This is a genomic window from Isoptericola sp. Y541 (assembly GCF_059445465.1).
The window spans coordinates 20,581-40,044 of record NZ_JCAIUJ010000001.1; the positions used below are offsets into that span (position 1 = coordinate 20,581).

Annotated in this window: 23 protein-coding genes and 2 tRNA genes; 9 read left to right on the top strand and 16 right to left on the bottom strand. The window is 72.8% G+C overall.

All coding sequences use genetic code 11. The features are described 5' to 3' along the window. The first annotated feature begins 64 nt into the window (after window positions 1-64). Window positions 65-1,108, top strand: coding sequence for a glycine betaine ABC transporter substrate-binding protein (locus AC1C2V_RS00130; RefSeq protein ID WP_495387551.1), 1,044 nt, complete (start codon window positions 65-67; stop codon window positions 1,106-1,108). 111 nt (window positions 1,109-1,219) lie between these two features. On the opposite strand, the gene AC1C2V_RS00135 is transcribed toward AC1C2V_RS00130, so the two are convergent. The 7 genes from AC1C2V_RS00135 to AC1C2V_RS00165 form a co-directional block, all read right to left on the bottom strand. Continuing rightward, complete coding sequence (locus AC1C2V_RS00135) at window positions 1,220-2,866, bottom strand: monocarboxylic acid transporter (protein WP_495387552.1); 1,647 nt, start codon at window positions 2,864-2,866, stop codon at window positions 1,220-1,222. After that, window positions 2,863-3,207 (bottom strand): DUF485 domain-containing protein, encoded by a 345-nt coding sequence (locus tag AC1C2V_RS00140; RefSeq protein WP_495387553.1) that lies wholly within the window; start codon window positions 3,205-3,207, stop codon window positions 2,863-2,865. Before AC1C2V_RS00140 ends, AC1C2V_RS00135 begins: the two co-directional genes overlap by 4 nt. 124 nt (window positions 3,208-3,331) lie before the next feature. After that, complete coding sequence (gene trmB, locus AC1C2V_RS00145) at window positions 3,332-4,147, bottom strand: tRNA (guanosine(46)-N7)-methyltransferase TrmB (RefSeq protein ID WP_495387554.1); 816 nt, start codon at window positions 4,145-4,147, stop codon at window positions 3,332-3,334. Window positions 4,148-4,260: 113 nt separating this feature from the next. After that, window positions 4,261-4,665, bottom strand: a complete 405-nt coding sequence (locus AC1C2V_RS00150) for a pilus assembly protein CpaE (protein WP_495387555.1) — start codon at window positions 4,663-4,665, stop codon at window positions 4,261-4,263. A 128-nt stretch (window positions 4,666-4,793) separates the two neighbouring features. Continuing rightward, window positions 4,794-4,869 (bottom strand) — tRNA-Lys (locus tag AC1C2V_RS00155). 83 nt (window positions 4,870-4,952) lie between these two features. Then, window positions 4,953-6,149 (bottom strand): acyl-CoA dehydrogenase family protein, encoded by a 1,197-nt coding sequence (locus AC1C2V_RS00160; protein WP_495387556.1) that lies wholly within the window; start codon window positions 6,147-6,149, stop codon window positions 4,953-4,955. A 46-nt stretch (window positions 6,150-6,195) separates the two neighbouring features. Next, window positions 6,196-6,492 (bottom strand): GroES family chaperonin, encoded by a 297-nt coding sequence (locus tag AC1C2V_RS00165; protein WP_495388412.1) that lies wholly within the window; start codon window positions 6,490-6,492, stop codon window positions 6,196-6,198. 125 nt (window positions 6,493-6,617) lie between these two features. On the opposite strand from AC1C2V_RS00165, the gene AC1C2V_RS00170 reads away from it, so the two are divergent. Continuing rightward, on the top strand, window positions 6,618-7,124 hold the full coding sequence (locus AC1C2V_RS00170; RefSeq protein ID WP_495387557.1) for a peroxiredoxin: 507 nt from the start codon (window positions 6,618-6,620) through the stop codon (window positions 7,122-7,124). Between the two features lie 31 nt (window positions 7,125-7,155). Next, a tRNA-Leu gene (locus tag AC1C2V_RS00175) sits at window positions 7,156-7,237 on the top strand. Between the two features lie 263 nt (window positions 7,238-7,500). Here AC1C2V_RS00175 and AC1C2V_RS00180 read toward each other — a convergent pair. Continuing rightward, window positions 7,501-8,040: a TetR/AcrR family transcriptional regulator gene (locus tag AC1C2V_RS00180; protein ID WP_495387558.1), complete on the bottom strand. Its 540-nt coding sequence runs from the start codon at window positions 8,038-8,040 to the stop codon at window positions 7,501-7,503. A gap of 72 nt (window positions 8,041-8,112) precedes the next feature. On the opposite strand from AC1C2V_RS00180, the gene AC1C2V_RS00185 reads away from it, so the two are divergent. Beyond that, entirely contained in the window at window positions 8,113-9,156 is a 1,044-nt protein-coding gene (locus AC1C2V_RS00185; protein WP_495387559.1) for an aldo/keto reductase, read from the top strand. Between the two features lie 15 nt (window positions 9,157-9,171). After that, entirely contained in the window at window positions 9,172-9,528 is a 357-nt protein-coding gene (locus AC1C2V_RS00190; RefSeq protein ID WP_495387560.1) for a VOC family protein, read from the top strand. A gap of 161 nt (window positions 9,529-9,689) precedes the next feature. Here AC1C2V_RS00190 and trxA read toward each other — a convergent pair whose 3' ends face one another. Continuing rightward, on the bottom strand, window positions 9,690-10,067 hold the full coding sequence (gene trxA, locus AC1C2V_RS00195; protein ID WP_495387561.1) for a thioredoxin: 378 nt from the start codon (window positions 10,065-10,067) through the stop codon (window positions 9,690-9,692). Between the two features lie 98 nt (window positions 10,068-10,165). Between trxA and AC1C2V_RS00200 the strand changes: the two genes are divergently transcribed. Further along, a complete protein-coding gene (locus AC1C2V_RS00200; protein WP_495387562.1) occupies window positions 10,166-10,735 on the top strand; it encodes an NUDIX hydrolase family protein in 570 nt (189 codons plus the stop codon). Here AC1C2V_RS00200 and AC1C2V_RS00205 read toward each other — a convergent pair. Further along, complete coding sequence (locus AC1C2V_RS00205) at window positions 10,728-12,422, bottom strand: ATP-binding cassette domain-containing protein (RefSeq protein WP_495387563.1); 1,695 nt, start codon at window positions 12,420-12,422, stop codon at window positions 10,728-10,730. The genes AC1C2V_RS00200 and AC1C2V_RS00205 overlap by 8 nt on opposite strands. A gap of 89 nt (window positions 12,423-12,511) precedes the next feature. Then, on the bottom strand, window positions 12,512-13,069 hold the full coding sequence (locus AC1C2V_RS00210) for a dihydrofolate reductase family protein (protein WP_495387564.1): 558 nt from the start codon (window positions 13,067-13,069) through the stop codon (window positions 12,512-12,514). Between the two features lie 117 nt (window positions 13,070-13,186). On the opposite strand from AC1C2V_RS00210, the gene rph reads away from it, so the two are divergent. Both rph and AC1C2V_RS00220 read left to right on the top strand, forming a co-directional pair. Then, entirely contained in the window at window positions 13,187-13,960 is a 774-nt protein-coding gene (gene rph / locus AC1C2V_RS00215) for a ribonuclease PH (protein ID WP_495387565.1), read from the top strand. A 2-nt stretch (window positions 13,961-13,962) separates the two neighbouring features. Then, on the top strand, window positions 13,963-14,634 hold the full coding sequence (locus AC1C2V_RS00220) for a non-canonical purine NTP pyrophosphatase (protein WP_495387566.1): 672 nt from the start codon (window positions 13,963-13,965) through the stop codon (window positions 14,632-14,634). A gap of 86 nt (window positions 14,635-14,720) precedes the next feature. On the opposite strand, the gene AC1C2V_RS00225 is transcribed toward AC1C2V_RS00220, so the two are convergent. The 5 genes from AC1C2V_RS00225 to clpS form a co-directional block, all read right to left on the bottom strand. Next, window positions 14,721-15,101 (bottom strand): DUF3054 domain-containing protein, encoded by a 381-nt coding sequence (locus AC1C2V_RS00225; protein WP_495387567.1) that lies wholly within the window; start codon window positions 15,099-15,101, stop codon window positions 14,721-14,723. Between the two features lie 17 nt (window positions 15,102-15,118). Then, a complete protein-coding gene (locus tag AC1C2V_RS00230) occupies window positions 15,119-15,958 on the bottom strand; it encodes an MBL fold metallo-hydrolase (RefSeq protein ID WP_495387568.1) in 840 nt (279 codons plus the stop codon). Continuing rightward, window positions 15,955-16,758, bottom strand: coding sequence for a glutamate racemase (gene murI / locus AC1C2V_RS00235; protein WP_495387569.1), 804 nt, complete (start codon window positions 16,756-16,758; stop codon window positions 15,955-15,957). Before murI ends, AC1C2V_RS00230 begins: the two co-directional genes overlap by 4 nt. A 90-nt stretch (window positions 16,759-16,848) precedes the next feature. Then, window positions 16,849-17,550, bottom strand: a complete 702-nt coding sequence (locus AC1C2V_RS00240) for a DUF2017 family protein (protein ID WP_495387570.1) — start codon at window positions 17,548-17,550, stop codon at window positions 16,849-16,851. Continuing rightward, a complete protein-coding gene (gene clpS / locus AC1C2V_RS00245; RefSeq protein WP_495388413.1) occupies window positions 17,547-17,873 on the bottom strand; it encodes an ATP-dependent Clp protease adapter ClpS in 327 nt (108 codons plus the stop codon). The genes AC1C2V_RS00240 and clpS overlap by 4 nt, the downstream gene beginning before the upstream one ends. Window positions 17,874-18,139: 266 nt before the next feature. Between clpS and AC1C2V_RS00250 the strand changes: the two genes are divergently transcribed. After that, window positions 18,140-19,459, top strand: a complete 1,320-nt coding sequence (locus AC1C2V_RS00250) for a nicotinate phosphoribosyltransferase (protein ID WP_495388414.1) — start codon at window positions 18,140-18,142, stop codon at window positions 19,457-19,459. Window positions 19,460-19,464 lie beyond the last annotated feature (5 nt).

Here is a 19,464-nt window from a genome sequence, read left to right on the forward strand (position 1 = left end):
GAATAGGGCGATTCCCCCACCCACCCTGGAAGCACCCCTGATCCCTCCACGGACGGAGAGCACGATGACCTCCCACCGCTCGACCACCCTGCGTCGCACGACGGCCGCCCTTGCCGCCGCCGTCGGCGTCGCTGCCCTGCTCGCCGCCTGCGGCGAGCCCGGCTCGGCAGGAGGTGGCGGGTCGTCCGCCTCCGCCGCCTCGGGCGACGCGGCCGCGACCTGCGAGGCCGTCCCCGGCGACGCCCTGGTGGTGCTCGAGGACGACAAGAAGTTGCAGACGGTCGACAACATCATCCCGGCCGTCAACGCCGAGGCCGCGGCGCAGTCCCCCGACCTGATCCCGCTGCTGGACACCGTGTCGGCCGCGCTCGACACCGACACGCTCATCGAGCTCAACAAGGCGGTCGACATCGACCGCAAGACGTCCGAGGACGTCGCGGCGCAGTTCGTCGAGGACGCCGGCCTCACCGCCGACGACGCGTCCGCCGGCGAGGGGGTCAGCGTCGCCATCGGCGCGGCGGACTTCGCCGAGAGCGCGACCCTGGGCAACATCTACGCCGACGTGCTGCAGAGTGCCGGCTACGACGCCACCGTCACCACGATCGGCAACCGCGAGACGTACCTGCCGGCCCTCCTCAAGGGCGACCAGGTGCAGGTGGTGCCCGAGTACGTCGGCACGCTCACGGAGTTCCTCAACAAGGACGCCAACGGCGCCGACGCCGAGCCGGTCGCGAGTGGTGACCTGGACGCGACGGTCGACGCCCTCACGAGCCTGGGCGACGACGCCGGCCTGGTCTTCGGCGCGCCGTCCCCGGCGCAGGACCAGAACGCGTTCGCCGTCACGGAGGCGTTCGCCACCGAGCACGACCTCACGACGCTGAGCGACCTGGCCGCCGCCTGTGGCGGGCTCGTGCTCGGCGCCGGGCCGGAGTGCACCGAGCGCCCGTTCTGCCAGCCCGGCCTCGAGGAGACCTACGGGCTGTCGTTCGCCGAGTTCCGGTCCCTGGACGCGGGCGGCCCGCTGACCAAGGCCGCGCTGCAGAAGGGCGAGATCACCCTCGGCCTGGTGTTCAGCTCCGACGGCTCTCTGGCGACGTCGGGCAGCTGAGACCCACCGCGAGAGAGAACCCAGTTCGCCGAGAAGCTCGGGGGACACCGCGACTGGTCGCGGTGTCCCCCGAGCTTCTCCATCTCGGCGAACTGGGTTCTCTCTCGCGGACTAGTGCTTGGCGGTCGCCCTCTCAGCGCCGGCGCCGGTGAGCGACCGGACCTCCATCTCGGCGAACTTCTCCGGGTGCGGCTTCTCCTTCGACACGAAGGTGCCCACGATCCCGAGGATGAACCCGAGCGGGATCGACACCAGGCCGGGGTTCGTGAGCGGGAAGATGTCGAAGTCGGCGCTCGGGAACATCGCCGTCTCGTTCCCGGACACCGTGGGCGAGAGCACGATGAGCAGGATGCACGAGATCAGACCGCCGTAGATGCTCCACAGCGCGCCCGAGGTGTTGAACCGCTTCCAGAACAGCGAGTACACGATGGTCGGCAGGTTGGCAGAGGCCGCGACCGCGAACGCGAGCGCCACGAGGAATGCGACGTTCTGGTTCTGGGCGAAGATGCCGCCGATGATCGCGATGATGCCGATCACCACGACGGTCCAGCGGGCGATCCGCACCTCGGAGTCGGCCTTGACCTTCCCCTTCTTGATCACGTTGGCGTAGATGTCGTGCGAGAAGCTCGCCGCCGCCGTGATCGTCAGCCCGGCCACCACCGCGAGGATCGTCGCGAACGCCACCGCCGAGATCAGGCCGAGCAGGATCTCACCGCCGAGGGCGAACGCCAGGAGCGGCGCGGCCGAGTTGACCCCTCCCGGCGCGGCGAGGATCGCGTCGGGACCCACGAGCGCGCCCGCGCCGTACCCGAGCACCAGCGTGAACAGGTAGAAGATGCCGATCAGCCAGATCGCCCACACCACCGAGCGCCGCGCCTCCTTGGCCGTGGGCACGGTGTAGAACCGCATCAGCACGTGCGGCAGGCCGGCGGTGCCGAGCACGAGGGCCAGCGCGAGCGACAGGAAGCTGAGCTTGGTGGTGCCCGACTCGCCGTACTGCTTGCCCGGTTCGAGCAGCGCCTGGCCACCCGGCCCGGCCACGTCGACCGCCCCGCCGAGCAGGTCGGAGAGGTTGAACCCGAACTTGGCCAGCACCCAGAACGTCATGATCGCGGCGCCGACGATGAGCAGCACGGCCTTGATGATCTGCACCCAGGTGGTGCCTCTCATGCCGCCCACCAGCACGTAGAGGATCATCAGCGCGCCGACGACGGCGATGACGAGGCTCTGCCCCGCCCGGCTGTCGACGCCCAGCAGGAGCGCGACCAGCCCCCCGGCACCCGCCATCTGCGCGAGCAGGTAGAAGAAGACGACCAGCAGGGTGGCGAGCGCGGCCGCCATCCGGACCGGCCGCTGGCGCAGCCGGAACGAGAGCACGTCCGCCATCGTGAAGCGGCCGGTGTTGCGCAGCAGCTCCGCGACGAGCAGCAGCGCGACGAGCCAGGCCACGAGGAAGCCGATGGAGTACAAGAAGCCGTCGTAGCCGTTGACGGCGATGGCGCCGCAGATGCCGAGGAACGACGCAGCGGACAGGTAGTCGCCCGCGATGGCCGTGCCGTTCTGCGGGCCGGTGAAGTTACGGCCGCCGGCGTAGAAGTCGGCGGCGGACTTGTTCTGCCGCGACGCCCGGAAGACGATCACCAGGGTGACGACGACGAACGCGGCGAAGATGCCCATGTTCACCAGAGGATTGCCGACATCGGTCGCCTCGGCGGCGAGCACGACGGGGGTGGGGGAGGCGGTCAGCAGGCCGGTCACAGTTCGTCCCCCTCGATCTCGCGCCGCAGGGCGTCGGCCCGGGCGTCGAACTTCCGGTTCGCCCAGCGGGCGTAGAGCATCGTGATGACGAACGTGGTGACGAACTGGCCGAGCCCGAACAGCAGGCCGACGGTGATGTTGCTCGCGCCCAGCCGGATGCTCATGAAATCGTGCGCGTAGTTGGCGAGCAGCACGTAGACGAAGTACCAGACGAGGAACAGCGCCGTCATCGGGAACACGAAGTTGCGGAAAGCCCGCCGCAAACTCTGGAACTCTGCCGACCGCTGCACCCTCTGGTACTCGGTCTCCCCGGGCGGCCCTGCCGTGGACAGGTCGGTCATGATGCCTCCGTTGGCTCATGCGGGTGGCCGAGGCAACGCTGCCCCGGGCGATAACGTTTCGCGAGGCACACCCTGCTAGAGGCGGGCGGTATGGCGCAAGTCACTACGCGGGCGGGTCCACAGGTCAGCGGCGGACGTACTCAAGGTCGGTCACGACCCGTCCCGCCGCGGAACCCTTCTTCTCGAAGCTCGTGAGCACGCGGCCGTCGAAGCGCGGCGCCCGCTCCCCCGTCCCAAGCGCGTTGCGGAAGTCGGGGGCGGCATCGAGCACCGCGATCATCTGCTCCGCGTAGTGCAGCCAGTCCGTGGCGAGGCGCCAGACGCCGCCGGGGCGCAGCACGCGGGCCGCGAGCTCGGCGAAGGCCGGGGTGACGAGGCGCCGCTTCTGGTGCTTGGACTTGTGCCACGGGTCGGGGAAGAAGACCCACAGCTCGTCGACCGACGCGGCGGGCAGGGCGGTGGCCAGCAGCTCCGCGGCGTCGGCCTGCACCAGCCGGAGGTTCCCGAGCTCGTTCCCGGGGGCGCCCCCGGCCCGACCAGGGTCGGCACCCGCATGGCCGGCCCGCACGATCGCCTGTGCCAGGCCCGGGGTGTACACCTCGACGGCGAGATGGTCGCGCTCGGGGTGCGCGGCCGCGGCCGACACGATCGCCTCGCCCTGCCCGGACCCGATCTCGAGCACCAGCGGCGCCGCGCGACCGAAGACCTGCGCCGGGTCGAGCCGCCACGACGGGTCGACCGACGTCACCGTGAGGTCGCGCGGCACCTCGACGACGTACCGGTCGCGCCGGGTGTCCCACGCCTTGCGCTGGGCGGTGGTGAGGCGCGCGCTGCGCCGCACGAAGCTCACGGGCTGGCGGCGGTACAGCGGCAGCTCAGCGGCGGCGCGGGTGTCGGCACCGGGGCCGTCGGCGGGCTCGGACGTCACGGGATCGGGCACGGGTCAAGGGTATGCGGGCCCGGCGCCCGGTTCCGACAGCCCGGTTCTGACAGCCCGGTTCTGACAGCCCGGTTCCGACAGCCCCGTCCGACAGCCCCGTCCGCCGGCCCTCCTCAGGAGCTGAGCTCGACGAGGGCGAGCAGCGCCTTGCCGTAGGCCCCGGTCGGTTCGGGGTCGGCGAAGGCCCGGTGCTCACCCAGCAGCTCGACCTCGACCTCGTAGCCGTCGTCCGCGCGGCGCAGGCCCAGGAAGGTGGTGCGCAGCAGGTCGCGCAGCTGGTCCTCGCGCGGTAGCCACAGCGTGTCCTCGATCGCGACGGAGTCGAGCGCCCATTCCGTGGTGCCGTTGAAGCCGAGGATGGTGCCGGTCGGGAAGTCGTGCGCCTGGATCGTCATCGTGCTGACGGTGAAGACGTCGGCGGACAGATCGGGGGCGTCGATGCGGAACCGGTCGCCGTCGGCGGGGTTCCACACCAGCCCCGCGTCGCGCAGCCGGGCCGCGAGCTCGGTGGAGATCATCGCCCCATCCTGACCCCTCACCCCAGCCCGAGCACCCGCTGCACGAACCGGAGGAGGCCCACCACGGCCATGGAAGAACGGTGCGCGGGGACGGCAAAGCCCCGCCCGGCACTGCCGGACGGGGCTTGTGGTGCGCCATCAGGGACTCGAACCCCGAACCCGCTGATTAAGAGTCAGCTGCTCTACCCATTGAGCTAATGGCGCCGGCGGTGTGAAACATTACCAGCCCCCCGGAGCCGGCACGTCACCGGGTCCGTGGGGCGAACCTGTGACCTGCACGACAGGCGTCACCGGAACGCCTGGTGGCCCGTGAGATGCCGCCCGAGGATCAACGTGTGCACCTCGTCGGTGCCCTCGTACGTGCGCACCGACTCGAGGTTCGCCGCGTGCCGCATGGGCGAGTGCTGCAGCGTGACGCCGTCGCCGCCAAGCACCGTGCGCGCGGTCCTGGCCACCTCGATCGCCGACCGGACGTTGGCCAGCTTGCCTATCGAGATCATGTGCGGTTCCAGCCGGCCGGCGTCCTTGAGCCGCCCCAGGCGCAGCGCGAGGAGCTGCGTGCGGGAGACCTCGAGCGCCATGTCCACCAGCTTGGCCTGGGTGAGCTGGAACGCGGCGAGGGGGCGGCCGAACTGGACCCGCTCCCCCGCGTGCCGCAGCGCGACCTCCAGACAGTCGCGCGCCGCGCCCGTCGCGCCCCACGCGATGCCGTACCGCGCCTCGTCGAGGCATGCGAAGGGTCCCGCCAGGCCGGGGTGGTGGGGCAGGATCGCGTCGGCCGGGACGCGCACGCCGCCGAGCGCGACGTCGCACTGCACCGAGGCCCGCAGCGACAGCTTCGGCTCGATCGGCGTGGCCCGGAATCCCGGCGTGTCCGTGGGGACGAGGAACCCGCGCACGCGGGGCCCGTCCCCGTCGTCAGCCCGCGCCCAGATCACGGCGACCTGCGCGACGGACGCCAGCCCGATCCAGCGCTTGCTGCCCTCGAGTACCCACTCGTCGCCGGCGAGCGTCGCCGTGGTGCGCATGGCCCCCGGGTCGGACCCGGCCGTGGGCTCGGTGAGGCCGAAGCAGCCGATGAGCTCGCCCGCGGCCATGCCCGGCAGCCAGCGCTCCTGCTGCTCGGACGAGCCGTGCTTGGCGATCGCCGTCATCGCGAGCGAGCCCTGCACCGAGACGAACGTGCGGATCCCGGAGTCCGCGGCCTCCAGCTCGGCCATCGCCAGCCCGTACTCGACCGCCGACCGCCCCGCGCAGCCGTGCCCGTGCAGGTGCATGCCGAGCAGCCCGGCGTCGGCGAGCCGGGGCACCAGGTCGAGCGGGAAGACGCCGTCGGCGAACCAGCGCGCGACGTGCGGCCGGACGTGCTCGTCGACGAGCGCCCGCACCCCGTCGCGGGTCTCGAGCTCGGTGGCGCTGAGCTCGCCGTCGAGCGCGAGCAGGTCCAGGGGGTCCGCGGCCCGGAGGGCGTCGTCGCCGGTCATGGCCCCACCGTAGGGGCGACCGGTGTCACGAGCAGGTCAGGACAGGTCAGAGGTAGAGCCCGGTGGCGCCGCCCTCGTCGGCGGTCTCGGTGACGCCGTGCACGTCGCGCTCGCGCAGCAGCACGTAGTCCGTGCCGCCGAGGTCCACCTCGGCCCGGTCCTCCGGGTCGAACAGGACGCGGTCGCCGACGGCCACCTGGCGCACGTGCTCGCCCTTGGCCACCACCACCGCCCACGCGAGCCGCTTCGGCCCGGACGCCGTCGCGGGGATCACCAGGCCCGCCGTCGACTGTCGCTCGGAGGAGTCCACCTCGGGCTGCACGAGCAGGCGGTCGTGCAGCATGCGGATCGGCAGGGGTGTGGTGCTGGGCACGGCGTCGGTCACGGGACAACGCTAGACGACGGCGGCGTCTAGGCTCGACCGGCACCGACCCACCTCCACCCCCCCCTCCACCCGAAGGAGTGCCCGTGACCCGCCTCGCCGTCGGCGACACCGCCCCCGCCCTCGAGCTGCCCGCCGTCCTGCCCGGCCGGTCGGGCACCGGGCACACCACCGGCACCTTCTCGCTCGCCACCGCACTCTCGGAGCCGGGCCGCCAGGGCGTCGTCGTGTACTTCTACCCCGCCGCGATGACGCCGGGCTGCACCACCGAGGCGTGCGACTTCCGCGACTCCCTCGCGTCCCTGCAGGGCGCCGGGTACGCCGTCGTCGGCGTCTCCCCCGACGGCGTGGACAAGCTCGCGAAGTTCGCCGAGCGCGACGCGCTCACCTTCCCGCTCGCCGGGGACACCGAGCACGCCGCGCTCGAGGCCTGGGGCGCCTGGGGCGAGAAGAAGAACTACGGCAAGACGTACGTGGGCGTCATCCGTTCCACCGTCGTCGTGGACCCGGACGGGAAGGTCGCCGTGGCGCAGTACAACGTCAAGGCGACCGGGCACGTCGCACGCCTGCGCAAGACGCTCGGCCTCGACTGACGTCACACCGCCGCGCCTACACTGGGCCGGCGCGCGAGTGGTGGAACTGGCAGACACGCTGGGTTTAGGTCTCAGTGTCTTCGGACGTGCGGGTTCGAGTCCCGCCTCGCGCACCCACGACAGCCTCGACCGCGGTCGCGGAGCAGGTCGGCGTCGGGGATGAGTCGGTGCGTCGATGAGTCCATGCAGGCTGCGGCGGGGCACCCGGCCGGTCGCTGCGCGCGCGATCAGCGACGCGATCGCCACCGACACGATCCGGGACATCGCCTGGACATCGCTCACCTGCGTGTGGCCGAGCTCCTGCCGCCCGCCCGACGATGTCGCCCGCGGCGCCCTGGCCCTCCTCCTGGGATTCTCGGCCGGGAGGTCCGGCCAGCTACTGCTTCAGGATCGCCATGAGCGCGGCGGCGAAAGGTGCGGGGTCAAGGTCGCCTCTCACTGCGAGTTGCTGGCTGTAGCCGACGCAGACGGCCACAAAGGCCTCGGCGATCTTCGCGGCCTCGTCGTCCAGGCGGTCGGCGAGCAGGGTGACGACGGCGGACCGCAGGCCGGCGAGCTGCTGGTCGACGATGGCCGCAAGGGATGGGGAGAGAGCAGCCTCGGCGTAGATCTGGGCGACGAGCCTGGCGTGGTCGCGTTCGCGAGCCATCGTCCGGATGCGCTCGAGCATGCCGTGGACGGACTCGGCGGTGAGCTGGGTCGGGAACACGTCATCGGACGACTGCTCACAGACGGCGGTGACGATCTCGTCCTTGCTCGAGAAGTACCGGTAGATCGCCCCGGTCGAGAGACCCGACACGGCGACGAGGGTGGCCATGGACGTCCCGGCGAAACCGTGGCTGGCGAAGCGGGCGCGGGCGGCGTCGAGGATCTGCTCCCGCCGTGCGTCGAGGTGCGCCTGGGTGACCTTCGGCATGAAATAGAACGACCCTTCGTTTTAGATGTACGTTAGCGACTCTACCCGTCTCCAACCGTCAGGAGCTCCCTCATGCGCTACCAGACCTTCGGAGGACGCACCGGGCTCCGCGTCTCCGAGTACGTCCTCGGCACCGCCAACTTCGGCTCGGCCGACGCCAGTGCCGGGCTAGAGGGCTCCCGCCAGATCTTCGAGGCGTACGTCGAGGCCGGCGGCACCACGTTCGACGTCTCGAACATCTACCAGGGCGGCGAAGCCGAGACCGTCCTCGGTGGGCTGCTGGGCCGGCAGCGCGACGACTTCGTGGTGATCACCAAGTACACCGGTACCCGGGACGCCCAGGCCCGGCCGGGCACGACCGGAAACAGCCGCAAGACCATGGTCAGGTCCCTGGAGCAGAGCCTGCGCCGGCTGAACACGGACTACGTCGACGTCTTCATGCCGCACTTCCCCGACGGCACGACCCCCGTCGCGGAGATCATGTCCGGCTTCGACGACCTGATCCGCGCCGGCAAGATCCTGCACGGCGGACTGTCGAACTTCCCTGCCTGGCGCGTAGCGAGTGCGGCCACCCGGGCCGACCTGCGCGGCCTCGCGCCGCTGGTCGGCATCCAGACCGAATACAGCCTGGCCGAGCGGTCCGCCGAGAGGGAGTTGCTGCCCATGGCGCAGGCCCACGGCCTGGGGGTCGCGCTCTACTCACCGCTCGCAGGCGGCCTGTTGACCGGCAAGTACCGCCAGGGCGGGCAGGGGCGGCTCAGCGCGCGCGGACCGGGTGTCGAGACTGACGCCCGACGGACCGCGGTGGTCGACGCCGTGCTGGCCGTCGCCGACGACCTCGGCACGAGCCCCGTCCAGACGTCCCTGGCCTGGCTGCGCCGCCGTGCCTCCCTCACGTCCATCTCGATGGTCCCGATCATCGGCCCCCGGACCCCAGCCCACCTCGAGGCATACCTCCGGTCCCTGGACCTGGAGCTCGGAGAGGAGCACTACCACCGTCTCGACGAGGTCAGCGCCATCCGCCTCGGTACTCCGCACGACGACGTCGCGGCCGCCCTCAGCCACGGCCTCGACGGCGATCGCAGCCTGCTCGACACCCACGTCCTCGCTATCTGAAGCACCAGGAGAACCATGAGCGTCGCCCGCATCGCCTCCATCAACCTCGAGTGCACCGACCCGGCCGTGCTGGCCGGCTTCTGGGCCGCCGTCCTCGGTGGCGAGGTCGTGGTCGAGACACCCGACTTCTGCGCCGTCGAGGTCGACTCGCTCTACCTGGGCACCGCCCGCGTCGAGGGCTATCTGCCGCCCACCTGGCCGTCCGCCGAACGATCACAACAGCTCCACCTCGACCTCGCGGTCGAGGACCTCGACACTGCCGAGGAGGAGGTGCTGCGCCTCGGCGCGACCCAGGTGATCGAACAGCCGAGCCCGGACCGGTTCCGAGTCCTCCGCGACCCAGCCGGCCACCCGTTCTGCCTCCGGGCATAGCTCACGACCCTGGGAGCCGTGTGCTCATCGACATGAAAGTGCCGCTCGCTCACGTAGGGACACGCCCAGCAGTATCTGGCCGGAGTCAGTGAGCGTAGGCGCCGACGGCCGCCCCGGGCATCCCGGGGCAGCCGTCGTCGGTGGTGCTGACGCTGCGGCGATCAGGCCTGCGGCGCGCCGTTGTTCGCGGCAGCGATCTGGGCGCGCACGTCGTCCATGTCGAGCTCCTTGACCGCGTCCACGACCTGCTTGAGGGCGGGGGCGGGCAGGGCGCCGGCCTGGTTGAAGACGAGCACACCCTCGCGGAACGCCATCAGCGTGGGGATGGCGCTGACGCCGGCGGCGGCGGCGATCTGCTGGTTCGCCTCGGTATCGAGCTTGGCGTGCACCACGTCCGCGTGCTCCTCGGACGAGGCCTCGTAGACCGGTGCGAACTGCTTGCACGGGCCGCACCAGTCGGCCCAGAAGTCGACCAGCACGATGTCGTTGTCGGTGACGGTCTTCTCGAACGTGTCGTCGGTGAGCTCGACGGTAGCCATGGGTATCCTTCCGATGGGGGTCTCCTCGGCACAGCACCGGTGCGTGCCGCAGTATTCCCGGCGCGGTGGTCGCCCTCGTGGGCTGGTAGAAACGACCTGTGACCGACACGGCCGAGTTCCCTCCCGACGACGAGTTCTACCACGAGCCGCAGCCTGCCGGCTGGCTCACCCCGGAGGACCTGGCGGCCGTGCGCGCCCAGCTGCCGCTCGTGTACGTCGACGCCGTGCCGGTAAGGGTCGACGACTCGGGGGACGTCGTCGCCATCGGGCTGCTGCTCAGGGTGACCCCCCTGGGCACGATGACCCGCGCGCTCGTCTCCGGCCGTGTGCTCTACCACGAGCGGGTGCGCGACGCGCTGTTGCGGCACATCGAGAAGGACCTCGGCCCCGTGGCCCTGCCGCAGGTCCCGGCGTCCCCGCAACCCTTCACTGTGGCCGAGTACTTCCCCACCCCCGGGATCACGCCGTACCACGACCCGCGCCAGCACGCGGTCTCCCTGGCGTACGTCGTGCCCGTGGCGGGCGACTGCCGCCCCCAGCAGGACGCGCTCGACCTCGCGTGGCTGACGCCGGAGGAGGCATGCAGCGACACCGTGCAGGCCGAGATGATCCACGGGCAGGGCATGCTCGTGAAGCAGGCGATGGCCTGGGCGGGCCGCCTCAGCTGAGGTCGAGCACCGGCCAGTCGGCGAGGTCGGCGCGCATGCGGCGGTCGTGCGTCGCGACGACGACGGCGGCCGGGGTGGCGATCAACGCCCGCGTCAGCTCGTCCACCAGGTCCACCGACAGGTGGTTGGTGGGCTCGTCGAGGAGCAGCAGGTGGGGGGCGTGCAGCAGCGCCCTCGCCAGCTCGAACCGGCGCCGCTGACCGGCCGACAGCTCGGCGAGGGACCGGTCCAGGTCCTCCTCGCTCAGCAGGCCGAGGGCGGCGACCGGCACCACGTGCTCCGGGTCCAGCTCGCCCCGCTCCAGCAGCTCGAGCGCCTCGGCGGCGTACGCGTCGAACCCGGACCGCGCGGCGTCCTGCCCGGCCGGCACGGCGGTGCGACCCTCCTGCGTCACGACGCCGAGCCGCGCCCCCGCCGTGACCGACCGCGTGCCGCGCTCCAGCCCGACGCGGCCCGCGAGCGCCGCGAGGAGCGTCGACTTGCCCGCCCCGTTGGGGCCCACGACGAGCAGCCGTCCCGACGGCGGCACGGCCACCCGCGTGCCGGGCAGGTCGAGCCGCACTGCGGGCCCGCCGCGCCGTCCTGAGCCTGCGCCGTCCCGAGGCTGTCGAGGGGTCGAAGGGTCGTCGGCGACGACCCGCGGCGACCGCAGCTCGACGAGCGGGTCCCCCGGGTCCCAGCCTGGCGACATCGCGGGCAGGTCGGGGAACGCGAGCTGCGCCGGCGGGACGGGCACCTCGACGGCCTCGGCCTCGAGCTGCTGCACCAGCCGGTCGGCGGCCTTGACGTGGATGCGCGCCCGGGTGGCCCGCCGGTGCTTCTGGGAGCCCTTTTCGGGGCGCCACTCGTCGGACAGCCCCTCGTAGGAGGTGTCGAGCCGCTCGGCGAGCACGCGGGCGCGCTCCTGCTCTGCCCGGTAGCGCTGGCGCCACCGGTGCAGCGCCTGGTTCTTCGCGAACCGGTACGCGAGATAGCCGGGCTGCCCATAGAGCACGGGCTTGCCGTCCATCGAGGGGTCGAGGTCGAGGATGCCGGTGGCCACGTCGTCGAGCAGCTCGCGGTCGTGCGTCACCACGACCACGCCGCCGCGCCAGGCCACCAGCTCCCCCGTGAGGAACTCGATCGCCGAGTCGTCGAGGTGGTTGGTGGGCTCGTCGAGGAGCAGCAGGTCGGCACGCTCGGCGAGCCGGCACGCGAGGCGCACGCGGTACCGCTGCCCGACGGAGAGGGTGTCGAGGCGGCGGTCGGGGTCCCGCTCCGCCTCGAGGCGGCTCAGCGCGACCTCGACCCGGCGGTCGGCGTCCCACACGGCCAGGTGCTCCGCCCGGGCGAGCAGCCCGGACAGCCGGCGCAAGTCCCCCGACTCGTGATCGAACGCCGCGGCCTCGGCCTCGAGCTCGGCCGCGAGGGTCCGCAGGCCCGTCAGCGTGCCGCGCACGAGGTCACCGACCGTCTGGCCGGGCGTCGTGGCGAGCTCCTGCTCCACCAGCGCGACGCTCCCCCGCCGCCGGACCTCGCCGCGCGCGGGGCGCAGGTCACCGGCCAGCAGGTGCAGCAGGGTCGACTTTCCGGAACCGTTCTCCCCCACCACGCCGAGCCGGGTGGAGTCGGACACGCGCAGGCTCACGCCGTCGAGCACCGGGCGGCCGGGGTACGCGAACGCGAGGTCGGTAGCGGTGAGGTGCACCCGTCGATCCTAGGGCCGTGCCCTGCCCGGGCCCGCGCCGGTGGGCACGGCCGCGCGGCCCGGCGCGGTGGGCCGACCGGGCCGCGGCCTCAGCGGGTCCGGTAGCGCGCGTAGATCAGCCCGCTGTCGAAGGCGCGCTCCTCGACCAGGTCGAGATCGAGGCGGACGCCGTCGGGGAAGAACCGCTTGCCGCCGCCGACCACGCTCGTGGTGATGAACAGGTGGTACTCGTCCACCAGGCCGGCCCTGATGGCCTGGGCCGCGAGGTTCGGGCCGTCGACGGTCAGGTCGTGGTCGGCCTCGGCCTTGAGCTTGCGCACCGCGTCCGGGTCGAAGGTCCGCTCGATCCGGGTCTTCGCGCTGGACGCCGACTCGAGCGTCGTGGAGTACACGACCTTCTGGGCGGCCTGCCAGTCCCGCGCGTACTGCAGGATGTGCGGCGGCGCGTCGGGATCGGTGTGCGCGGTCTCCCAGAAGACCATCGTCTCGTACATCCGCCGGCCGTAGAGGTACGTGCCCACGTCGCGGAAGACGTCGCCGACGAAGGTGTGCACCTCCGGGTCCTCGGCGCCGGTACCGAGGCTGCCCTCCGCGGCCTCGGCGTAGCCGTCGAGCGAGGTGATCATCGAGTAGATGAGCTTGGCCATGAGTCTCCTTCGGGGACGAGAGGGCCGGCGGGGGCCCTGCAGGATGTGACGTCCGCACCAGGGCAGACTCATCGATCGGCCGCCATCCTCGGAGCGGCGCTCGTCTAGGGTGGCGGCATGACTTCCCCTGCTTCCCCCGGCGCCGCTACACCTGCCACCACGACGCGCGTCGACGGCCGCACGCCCGACCAGCTCCGCCCGGTGACCATCACCCGCGGGTGGACCGAGAACGCCGAGGGCTCCGTGCTGGTGGAGTTCGGCAAGACCCGGGTGCTGTGCACCGCGTCCTTCACCGCGGGCGTGCCGCGCTGGAAGAAGGGCTCAGGCGAGGGCTGGGTCACGGCGGAGTACGCGATGCTCCCCCGCGCGACGAACGAGCGCAGCCAGCGCGAGTCGGTCAAGGGCAAGATCGGCGGGCGCACGCACGAGATCTCCCGCCTCATCGGCCGGGCCCTGCGCGCCGTCGTCGACGTCTCAGCCCTCGGCGAGAACACGATCGTGCTGGACTGCGACGTGCTGCAGGCCGACGGCGGCACCCGCACCGCAGCGATCACCGGCGCCTACGTGGCCCTCGCCGACGCCGTCGCGTGGGGCGCACGGCACGGGCACGTCACCGGCGGCAAGCAGGTCCTCACGGACTCGGTCGCCGCCGTGAGCGTCGGCATCATCGACGGCACCCCGATGCTCGACCTGCCCTACGTGGAGGACGTGCGGGCCGAGACGGACATGAACGTCGTGACCACCGGGTCCGGCACGTTCGTCGAGGTGCAGGGCACCGCCGAGCACGCGCCGTTCGACCGCGCGGAGCTCGACGCGCTGCTCGACCTGGCGGTCGCCGGCACGGCGGATCTGACCGAGACGCAGCGCGCCGCGCTGGCACAGGAGGTCTGACGGTGGTCGACGCGACCACCGTCGTGCCGCCCGGCGCGCGGCTGGTGCTGGCCACGCACAACCGCAAGAAGCTCGTGGAGCTGCGCGCCATCCTGCGCGAGCAGCCCGGCCTGGACTCCCTGCCCGACGACGCCGTCGTCACCGCGGGCGACCTGGGGGCACCCGAGCCGGTCGAGGACGGCGTCTCGTTCGTCGAGAACTCCCTCATCAAGGCCCGCGCCCTGGCGGCGGCCACGGGCCTGCCCGCCGTCGCCGACGACTCCGGCCTGAGCGTGGACGTGCTGGGCGGCGCGCCCGGCATCTTCTCCGCCCGGTGGGCCGGCCGGCACGGCGACGACGTCGCGAACCTCGAGCTGCTGCTCGCGCAGCTCTCCGAGGTCCGCGACGAGCACCGCGGCGCGGCGTTCGTCTGCGCGGCCGCGCTGGTGACGCCCGACCGCGAGGAGGTGTGCCTCGGCGAGATGCCCGGCACGCTGGTGCGCGCCCCGCGCGGCGAGAACGGGTTCGGCTACGACCCGATCCACGTGCCGTCGGAGCAGGACGCCGGCCCCGACGGGGCGCCGGGCACGCGCACGTCGTCCGAGCTGGAGCCGGCCGAGAAGAACGCGATCAGCCACCGCGGCAAGGCGTTCCGCGCCCTCGCCCCCGCGATCGCCGAGGCCCTGACGCGCTGACGAACCCCGGGGTTGCGGGGCGCAGCCCTCGTCGAGCAGCTCCAGCAGGCGGGTAGTGGCGCGCCGCTGCGCGGCCGGCAGCGCGCCTACGCGGCGCGGCGGGCGGCGAGCGGCGCAAGGGCGCGCCAGCCGAGCATCGTGACGCCGAGGAAGACGGCGGTGACGATCGCGAACGACACCTCGACGCCGCCGATGCCGAGCACCGGCCGCAGGAAGAGCCCCAGCGCGACCGTGGCGAACCACACGGCCAGGCCGGTGGGCCACACCTGCGCGGGCGCCCGCCAGGCGCGCGTCGCGACCCAGCCGACGGCCAGCCCTACGACGAACGGCAGGCCGACCAGCGCGACGTGGCCGACACCCGCGGTGGCGTGGTTGAGCGTGCCCACCACGGTGAAGACGAGCACGCACACGAGGTCGCAGACGACCGCGGGCCAAGCAGGGCGGGGCGTGGATGGAGCAGCGTTCACGGGGCCGAGGCTACCGCTCACAGATCGTGCACCCCGCCGGCCACCGCGACCTCGACGGGGCCGTCGTAGGCCGACCGCGCCTCGGCGAGCGCGACCTCGGGGGCGCTCCACACCGGCAGGTGCGTGAGCAGCAGCCGGCGCGCCCCCGCCTGCGTCGCGGCCTCGCCCGCGCGCCGGCCGGTCAGGTGGATGCCGCGCTCGACGCCGTCGTCCCGACCCTCCTGGAACGCCGCCTCGGCGAGCAGAAGGTCCGCGTCCCGCGCGCCGGCGACGAGGCCGTCGCAGCTGTCGGTGTCGCCGGAGTAGGCGAGCGTGACCTGCTCTCCCGGCCGCTCGCTCGACGGGCCCGTGACCCGGATGCCGTACGCCTCCACCGGGTGGTAGACCGCGAACGGCTCCAGCTCGAACGGCCCCACGCGCACCGCCGAGCCCGTGCGCCAGGTGTGGAAGTCGTACTCCCCCGCCATGGACTCGCCGGGCTCCAGCCCGTACATCGCGGCCGCCCGCTCCGAGGTCGTGCTCGGACCGATCACCGGCAGCCCGCGCCTGGAGCCCGTGCGCGCCGAGCCCCGTTCCGGGTGGTACCGCAGGTACACGTACAGCCCGGACAGGTCGGCGCAGTGGTCCGGGTGCAGGTGGGAGAGGGCGACGGCGTCCAGGTCGAGCGGGTCGACGTGCCGCTGCAGCGCGCCGAGCGCGCCGTTGCCCAGGTCCAGCACGACGTTCCAGTCGCGTGCGTCCTCGCCCGTCAGCCCCGACGCCGCGGCCAGCGCGGCGGGCACCTGCAGCAGGTACGCGGACGCCGGCGACGCGGGGCCCGGGAACGACCCGGCCACGCCGACGGTGACGAGCCTCACGCCGCCTCCACCAGCGCCACCTCGGGGCCGAGGAACCGCCTCGCGAGCTGCTGGAACGGCTCGGGAGTCCCGGTGGCGAGGAAGCGGTGCGTGGGCTCCGGGGCGCCGGGCGACCGCTCGAGGTCGTGCGAGACCAGGTTCCGGAACACGTCCTTGGCGGTCTCCTCCGCGCTGGACACCAGCGTCACGTCCTCGCCCATGACGTACGACACCGCGCCCGCGAGCAGGGGGTAGTGCGTGCAGCCCAGCACAAGGGTGTCGACGCCCGCGGCCCGCACCGGGTCGAGGTACCGGTGCGCCACCTCGAGCACCTCGGGGCCGGTCGTCAGCCCGCGCTCCACGAGGGGGACGAATTCCGGGCACGCCTGCGTCGTGATCTCCAGGCCGGGCGTCACATGGAAGGCGTCGTCGTACGCGCGGGAGTCGATGGTGGCCTTCGTGCCGATGACGCCGATGCGGCCCGTCTTGGACGCGACGACGGCGCGGCGCGCGGCCGGGCGGATCACCTCGACAACGGGGATGCCGCGCCGCACGGTGTACCGCTCGCGGGCGTCGGGCAGCGCGACGGCGGTCGCTGAGTTGCAGGCGATGACGAGCATCTTCACGCCCTCGTCGACGAGCCGGTCCATCACCGCCAGCGCCATCGCCCGCACGGCGGCGAGCGGCTTGGGCCCGTACGGGCTGTTGGCTGTGTCGCCCAGGTACAGCACCTGCTCGTGCGGCAGCTGGTCGAGGATGGAGCGCGCGACGGTCAGCCCGCCGACGCCGCTGTCGAAGATCCCGATGGGGGCGTCGTTCACGCCGAGCAGCCTAGTCGTGACGGACCGTCAGGACACTCGAGGGTGAGCAGCGACACGGCGTGGCGCCCGCCACAGCGATGACGGGGCGGGTTACAGGGTGGGGCGGCCCGCCCGCAGGTCGGCGAGCATCTCGTCGACCAGCGACTCCTGCGCGAAGCCTGCCGCGACGAAGACGCCGCCCCAGTACCGCCGCTCCGCGCCGGTCAGACCCGCACGCTCCCAGCCGGCAAGCTCGCCGTCGCCGTCGTCATCGTCGTCGTCTTCCTCGTCGTCGACGCCCGCCAGGACGTCGTCGTGCAGGGACTCGACGTCGGAGTCGTCGACGAGGCCGAGCCGCTCCGCCAGCACGAGGCGCACGTCGGTCAGCGCCCCCGCGAACTCCTGCGCCGACTCGCGGGGCACCACGACCTCCGCCTCGTCCAGGGCCGCGGTGCCCCGGAGGTCGCCCTCCAGCCCGGGGAGGTCGTCGTCCGGGTCGATCTCCTCCGCGAAGGCGACGAGCCGCGCGACCTTCCCCGCCGCCAGGTCCGTCTGGGTGAGGTGGCGGAACTCGGTCGCGACGTCCGCGTCCTCGTCGTGCGCATCGGGGAGCAGCCGCTGCACCGCCGGGTCCTGCGGCACCCGCCCGATGCCCGTGAAGGCGACCCCGTCGCCGACCTCGACGCCCGGCTCCAGACCCGACTCGGCGCGCACCAGCTCGGCGACGTCGCGCGCCACCCGCGCGAGCACCTCGCGCTCCACCGGCTCCCACCGGGCCACGTAGCCCACCGGGGCGGACCGGAACGGCGTCACGCCGCACCCCCGTCCGACTCGCCGGACCGACGCAGCGTGGCCCACAGCCCGAACCCGTGCATGGCCTGCACGTCCACCTCCATGCGCTCGCGCGGCCCGGTCGACACCACGGCCCGGCCGTCGTGGTGCACCTGCATCATCAGCTTCTGCGCCTTGGGCGGCGGATAGCCGAAGTGGCTCTCGAAGACGTAGCTCACGTACGACATGAGGTTGACCGGGTCGTTCCAGACGATCGTGATCCATGGGTCCGCGACGGCCGCCGTCTGCTCGGCGTCCGTCTCGCGCTGCACCTCGGTCCCCGCGACTGCCGTCGCGAGCGTCATCACCCCGTTCACCGCCCCAGCCTAGGCACAGCCGAGTGCCGGGCGTCGACCGTCCGACTGGCGGGCGCCGAACTGCCGGATCTCCGCGGGCGCCCTACCGTGTCCCCATGACCGACGAGCCCCGGGGCAGCGCCGCCCTCTCGCCGGGCGCTGCGCCGGCCACCCCCACCCTGCCTGGTCTGCGGATCCCGGACTCGGTGCCCGCCGCGCCGCTCCCGGCCGTCCGACCGTCGGTGGCGCTGCTCACCGACCGGTACGAGCTGACCATGCTGCAGGCCGCGCTCGCGGACGGCACGGCGCACCGGCACTGCGTGTTCGAAGTGTTCACGCGGCGGCTGCCGGCGGGCCGGCGCTACGGCGTCCTCGCCGGAACCGGCCGCGTCCTGGAGGCCCTCGCCCACTTCCGCTTCACGGACGCGGAGCTGGCGTTCCTCGAGCGTGCGGGCGTCGTGGACGACCGCACGCTCGACTTCCTGCGCGGCTACCGGTTCACCGGCAGCATCCAGGGCTACGCCGAGGGCGAGATCTTCTTCCCCGGCTCCCCCGTCCTGCAGGTCGAGGGCACCTTCGCCGAGGCCGTGCTCCTGGAGACGCTCGTCCTGTCGATCCTCAACTACGACTCGGCGATCGCCTCCGCCGCCTCCCGCATGACGAGCGCCGCCGTGGACCGCCCCGTGCTCGAGATGGGGTCCCGCCGGGCGCACGAGCAGGCCGCCGTGGCGGCCGCCCGGGCTGCCGTGGTGGGCGGGTTCGCGGGCACCTCCAACCTCGAGGCCGGCATGCGGTACGGGCTCGACACGATCGGCACGGCCGCGCACGCGTTCACCCTGCTGCACGACGACGAGCGCTCGGCGTTCGACTCGCAGGTCGCGTCCTTGGGGTCCGGCACCACCCTGCTGGTCGACACCTACGACGTGCGGCGCGGCGTCGAGAACGCGATCGCGGCGGCCGGTACGTCGCTCGACGCCGTACGCCTCGACTCGGGCGACCTCGGCGTCCTGGCCGTCGAGGTGCGCCGCCAGCTCGACGAGCTCGGCGCCACGGGCACGAAGATCGTCGTGACGTCCGACCTCGACGAGCACGCCATCGCGGGGCTCGCGGCCATGCCGGTCGACGTCTACGGCGTCGGCACGTCGCTGGTCACGGGCTCGGGCGCGCCGACCTGCGGGATGGTCTACAAGCTCGTGGCCCGGGCCGACGCGTCCGGCGTGCTGCAGCCGGTGGCGAAGGCGTCCGCCCACAAGTCCAGCCAGGGTGGCCGCAAGTCCGCGGCCCGGCGGTACGGCCCCGACGGCCGCGCCGTCGAGGAGGTGCTGGTCACGGGCGCCGACGACCTCGTCCTCGCGTGGTCGCCCGAGGACGGCGACCCGGGCGAGCCGGTGGACGACGGCGAGCGGCCCGACCTGCGCGGTCTGCTGGTCCCGTTCGTGGTGGACGGCGCCGTCGACTCCCGCTGGGTGGGCCCGTACGGCGTCCAGACCGCGGCGCGCCACCACCTGCAGGCCCGGGCCGAGCTGCCGCGCGGCGGACGCCGCCTCTCCGCCGGCGACGCGGCCATCCCGACCGTCGAGCTCCCGCTCACCTGAGCGCC

What these genes read in the sequence shown, in the direction of transcription:
- AC1C2V_RS00130 (WP_495387551.1), top strand. Translation starts at nt 65, where the DNA reads ATGACCTCCCACCGCTCGACCACCCTGCGTCGCACGACGGCCGCCCTT.
- AC1C2V_RS00140 (WP_495387553.1), bottom strand. Translation starts at nt 3,207, where the DNA reads ATGACCGACCTGTCCACGGCAGGGCCGCCCGGGGAGACCGAGTACCAG.
- AC1C2V_RS00150 (WP_495387555.1), bottom strand. Translation starts at nt 4,665, where the DNA reads ATGATCTCCACCGAGCTCGCGGCCCGGCTGCGCGACGCGGGGCTGGTG.
- AC1C2V_RS00160 (WP_495387556.1), bottom strand. Translation starts at nt 6,149, where the DNA reads ATGACCGGCGACGACGCCCTCCGGGCCGCGGACCCCCTGGACCTGCTC.
- AC1C2V_RS00165 (WP_495388412.1), bottom strand. Translation starts at nt 6,492, where the DNA reads ATGCTGCACGACCGCCTGCTCGTGCAGCCCGAGGTGGACTCCTCCGAG.
- AC1C2V_RS00180 (WP_495387558.1), bottom strand. Translation starts at nt 8,040, where the DNA reads ATGCCGAAGGTCACCCAGGCGCACCTCGACGCACGGCGGGAGCAGATC.
- AC1C2V_RS00185 (WP_495387559.1), top strand. Translation starts at nt 8,113, where the DNA reads ATGCGCTACCAGACCTTCGGAGGACGCACCGGGCTCCGCGTCTCCGAG.
- AC1C2V_RS00190 (WP_495387560.1), top strand. Translation starts at nt 9,172, where the DNA reads ATGAGCGTCGCCCGCATCGCCTCCATCAACCTCGAGTGCACCGACCCG.
- trxA (WP_495387561.1), bottom strand. Translation starts at nt 10,067, where the DNA reads ATGGCTACCGTCGAGCTCACCGACGACACGTTCGAGAAGACCGTCACC.
- AC1C2V_RS00210 (WP_495387564.1), bottom strand. Translation starts at nt 13,069, where the DNA reads ATGGCCAAGCTCATCTACTCGATGATCACCTCGCTCGACGGCTACGCC.
- rph (WP_495387565.1), top strand. Translation starts at nt 13,187, where the DNA reads ATGACTTCCCCTGCTTCCCCCGGCGCCGCTACACCTGCCACCACGACG.
- clpS (WP_495388413.1), bottom strand. Translation starts at nt 17,873, where the DNA reads ATGACGCTCGCGACGGCAGTCGCGGGGACCGAGGTGCAGCGCGAGACG.
- AC1C2V_RS00250 (WP_495388414.1), top strand. Translation starts at nt 18,140, where the DNA reads ATGCTGCAGGCCGCGCTCGCGGACGGCACGGCGCACCGGCACTGCGTG.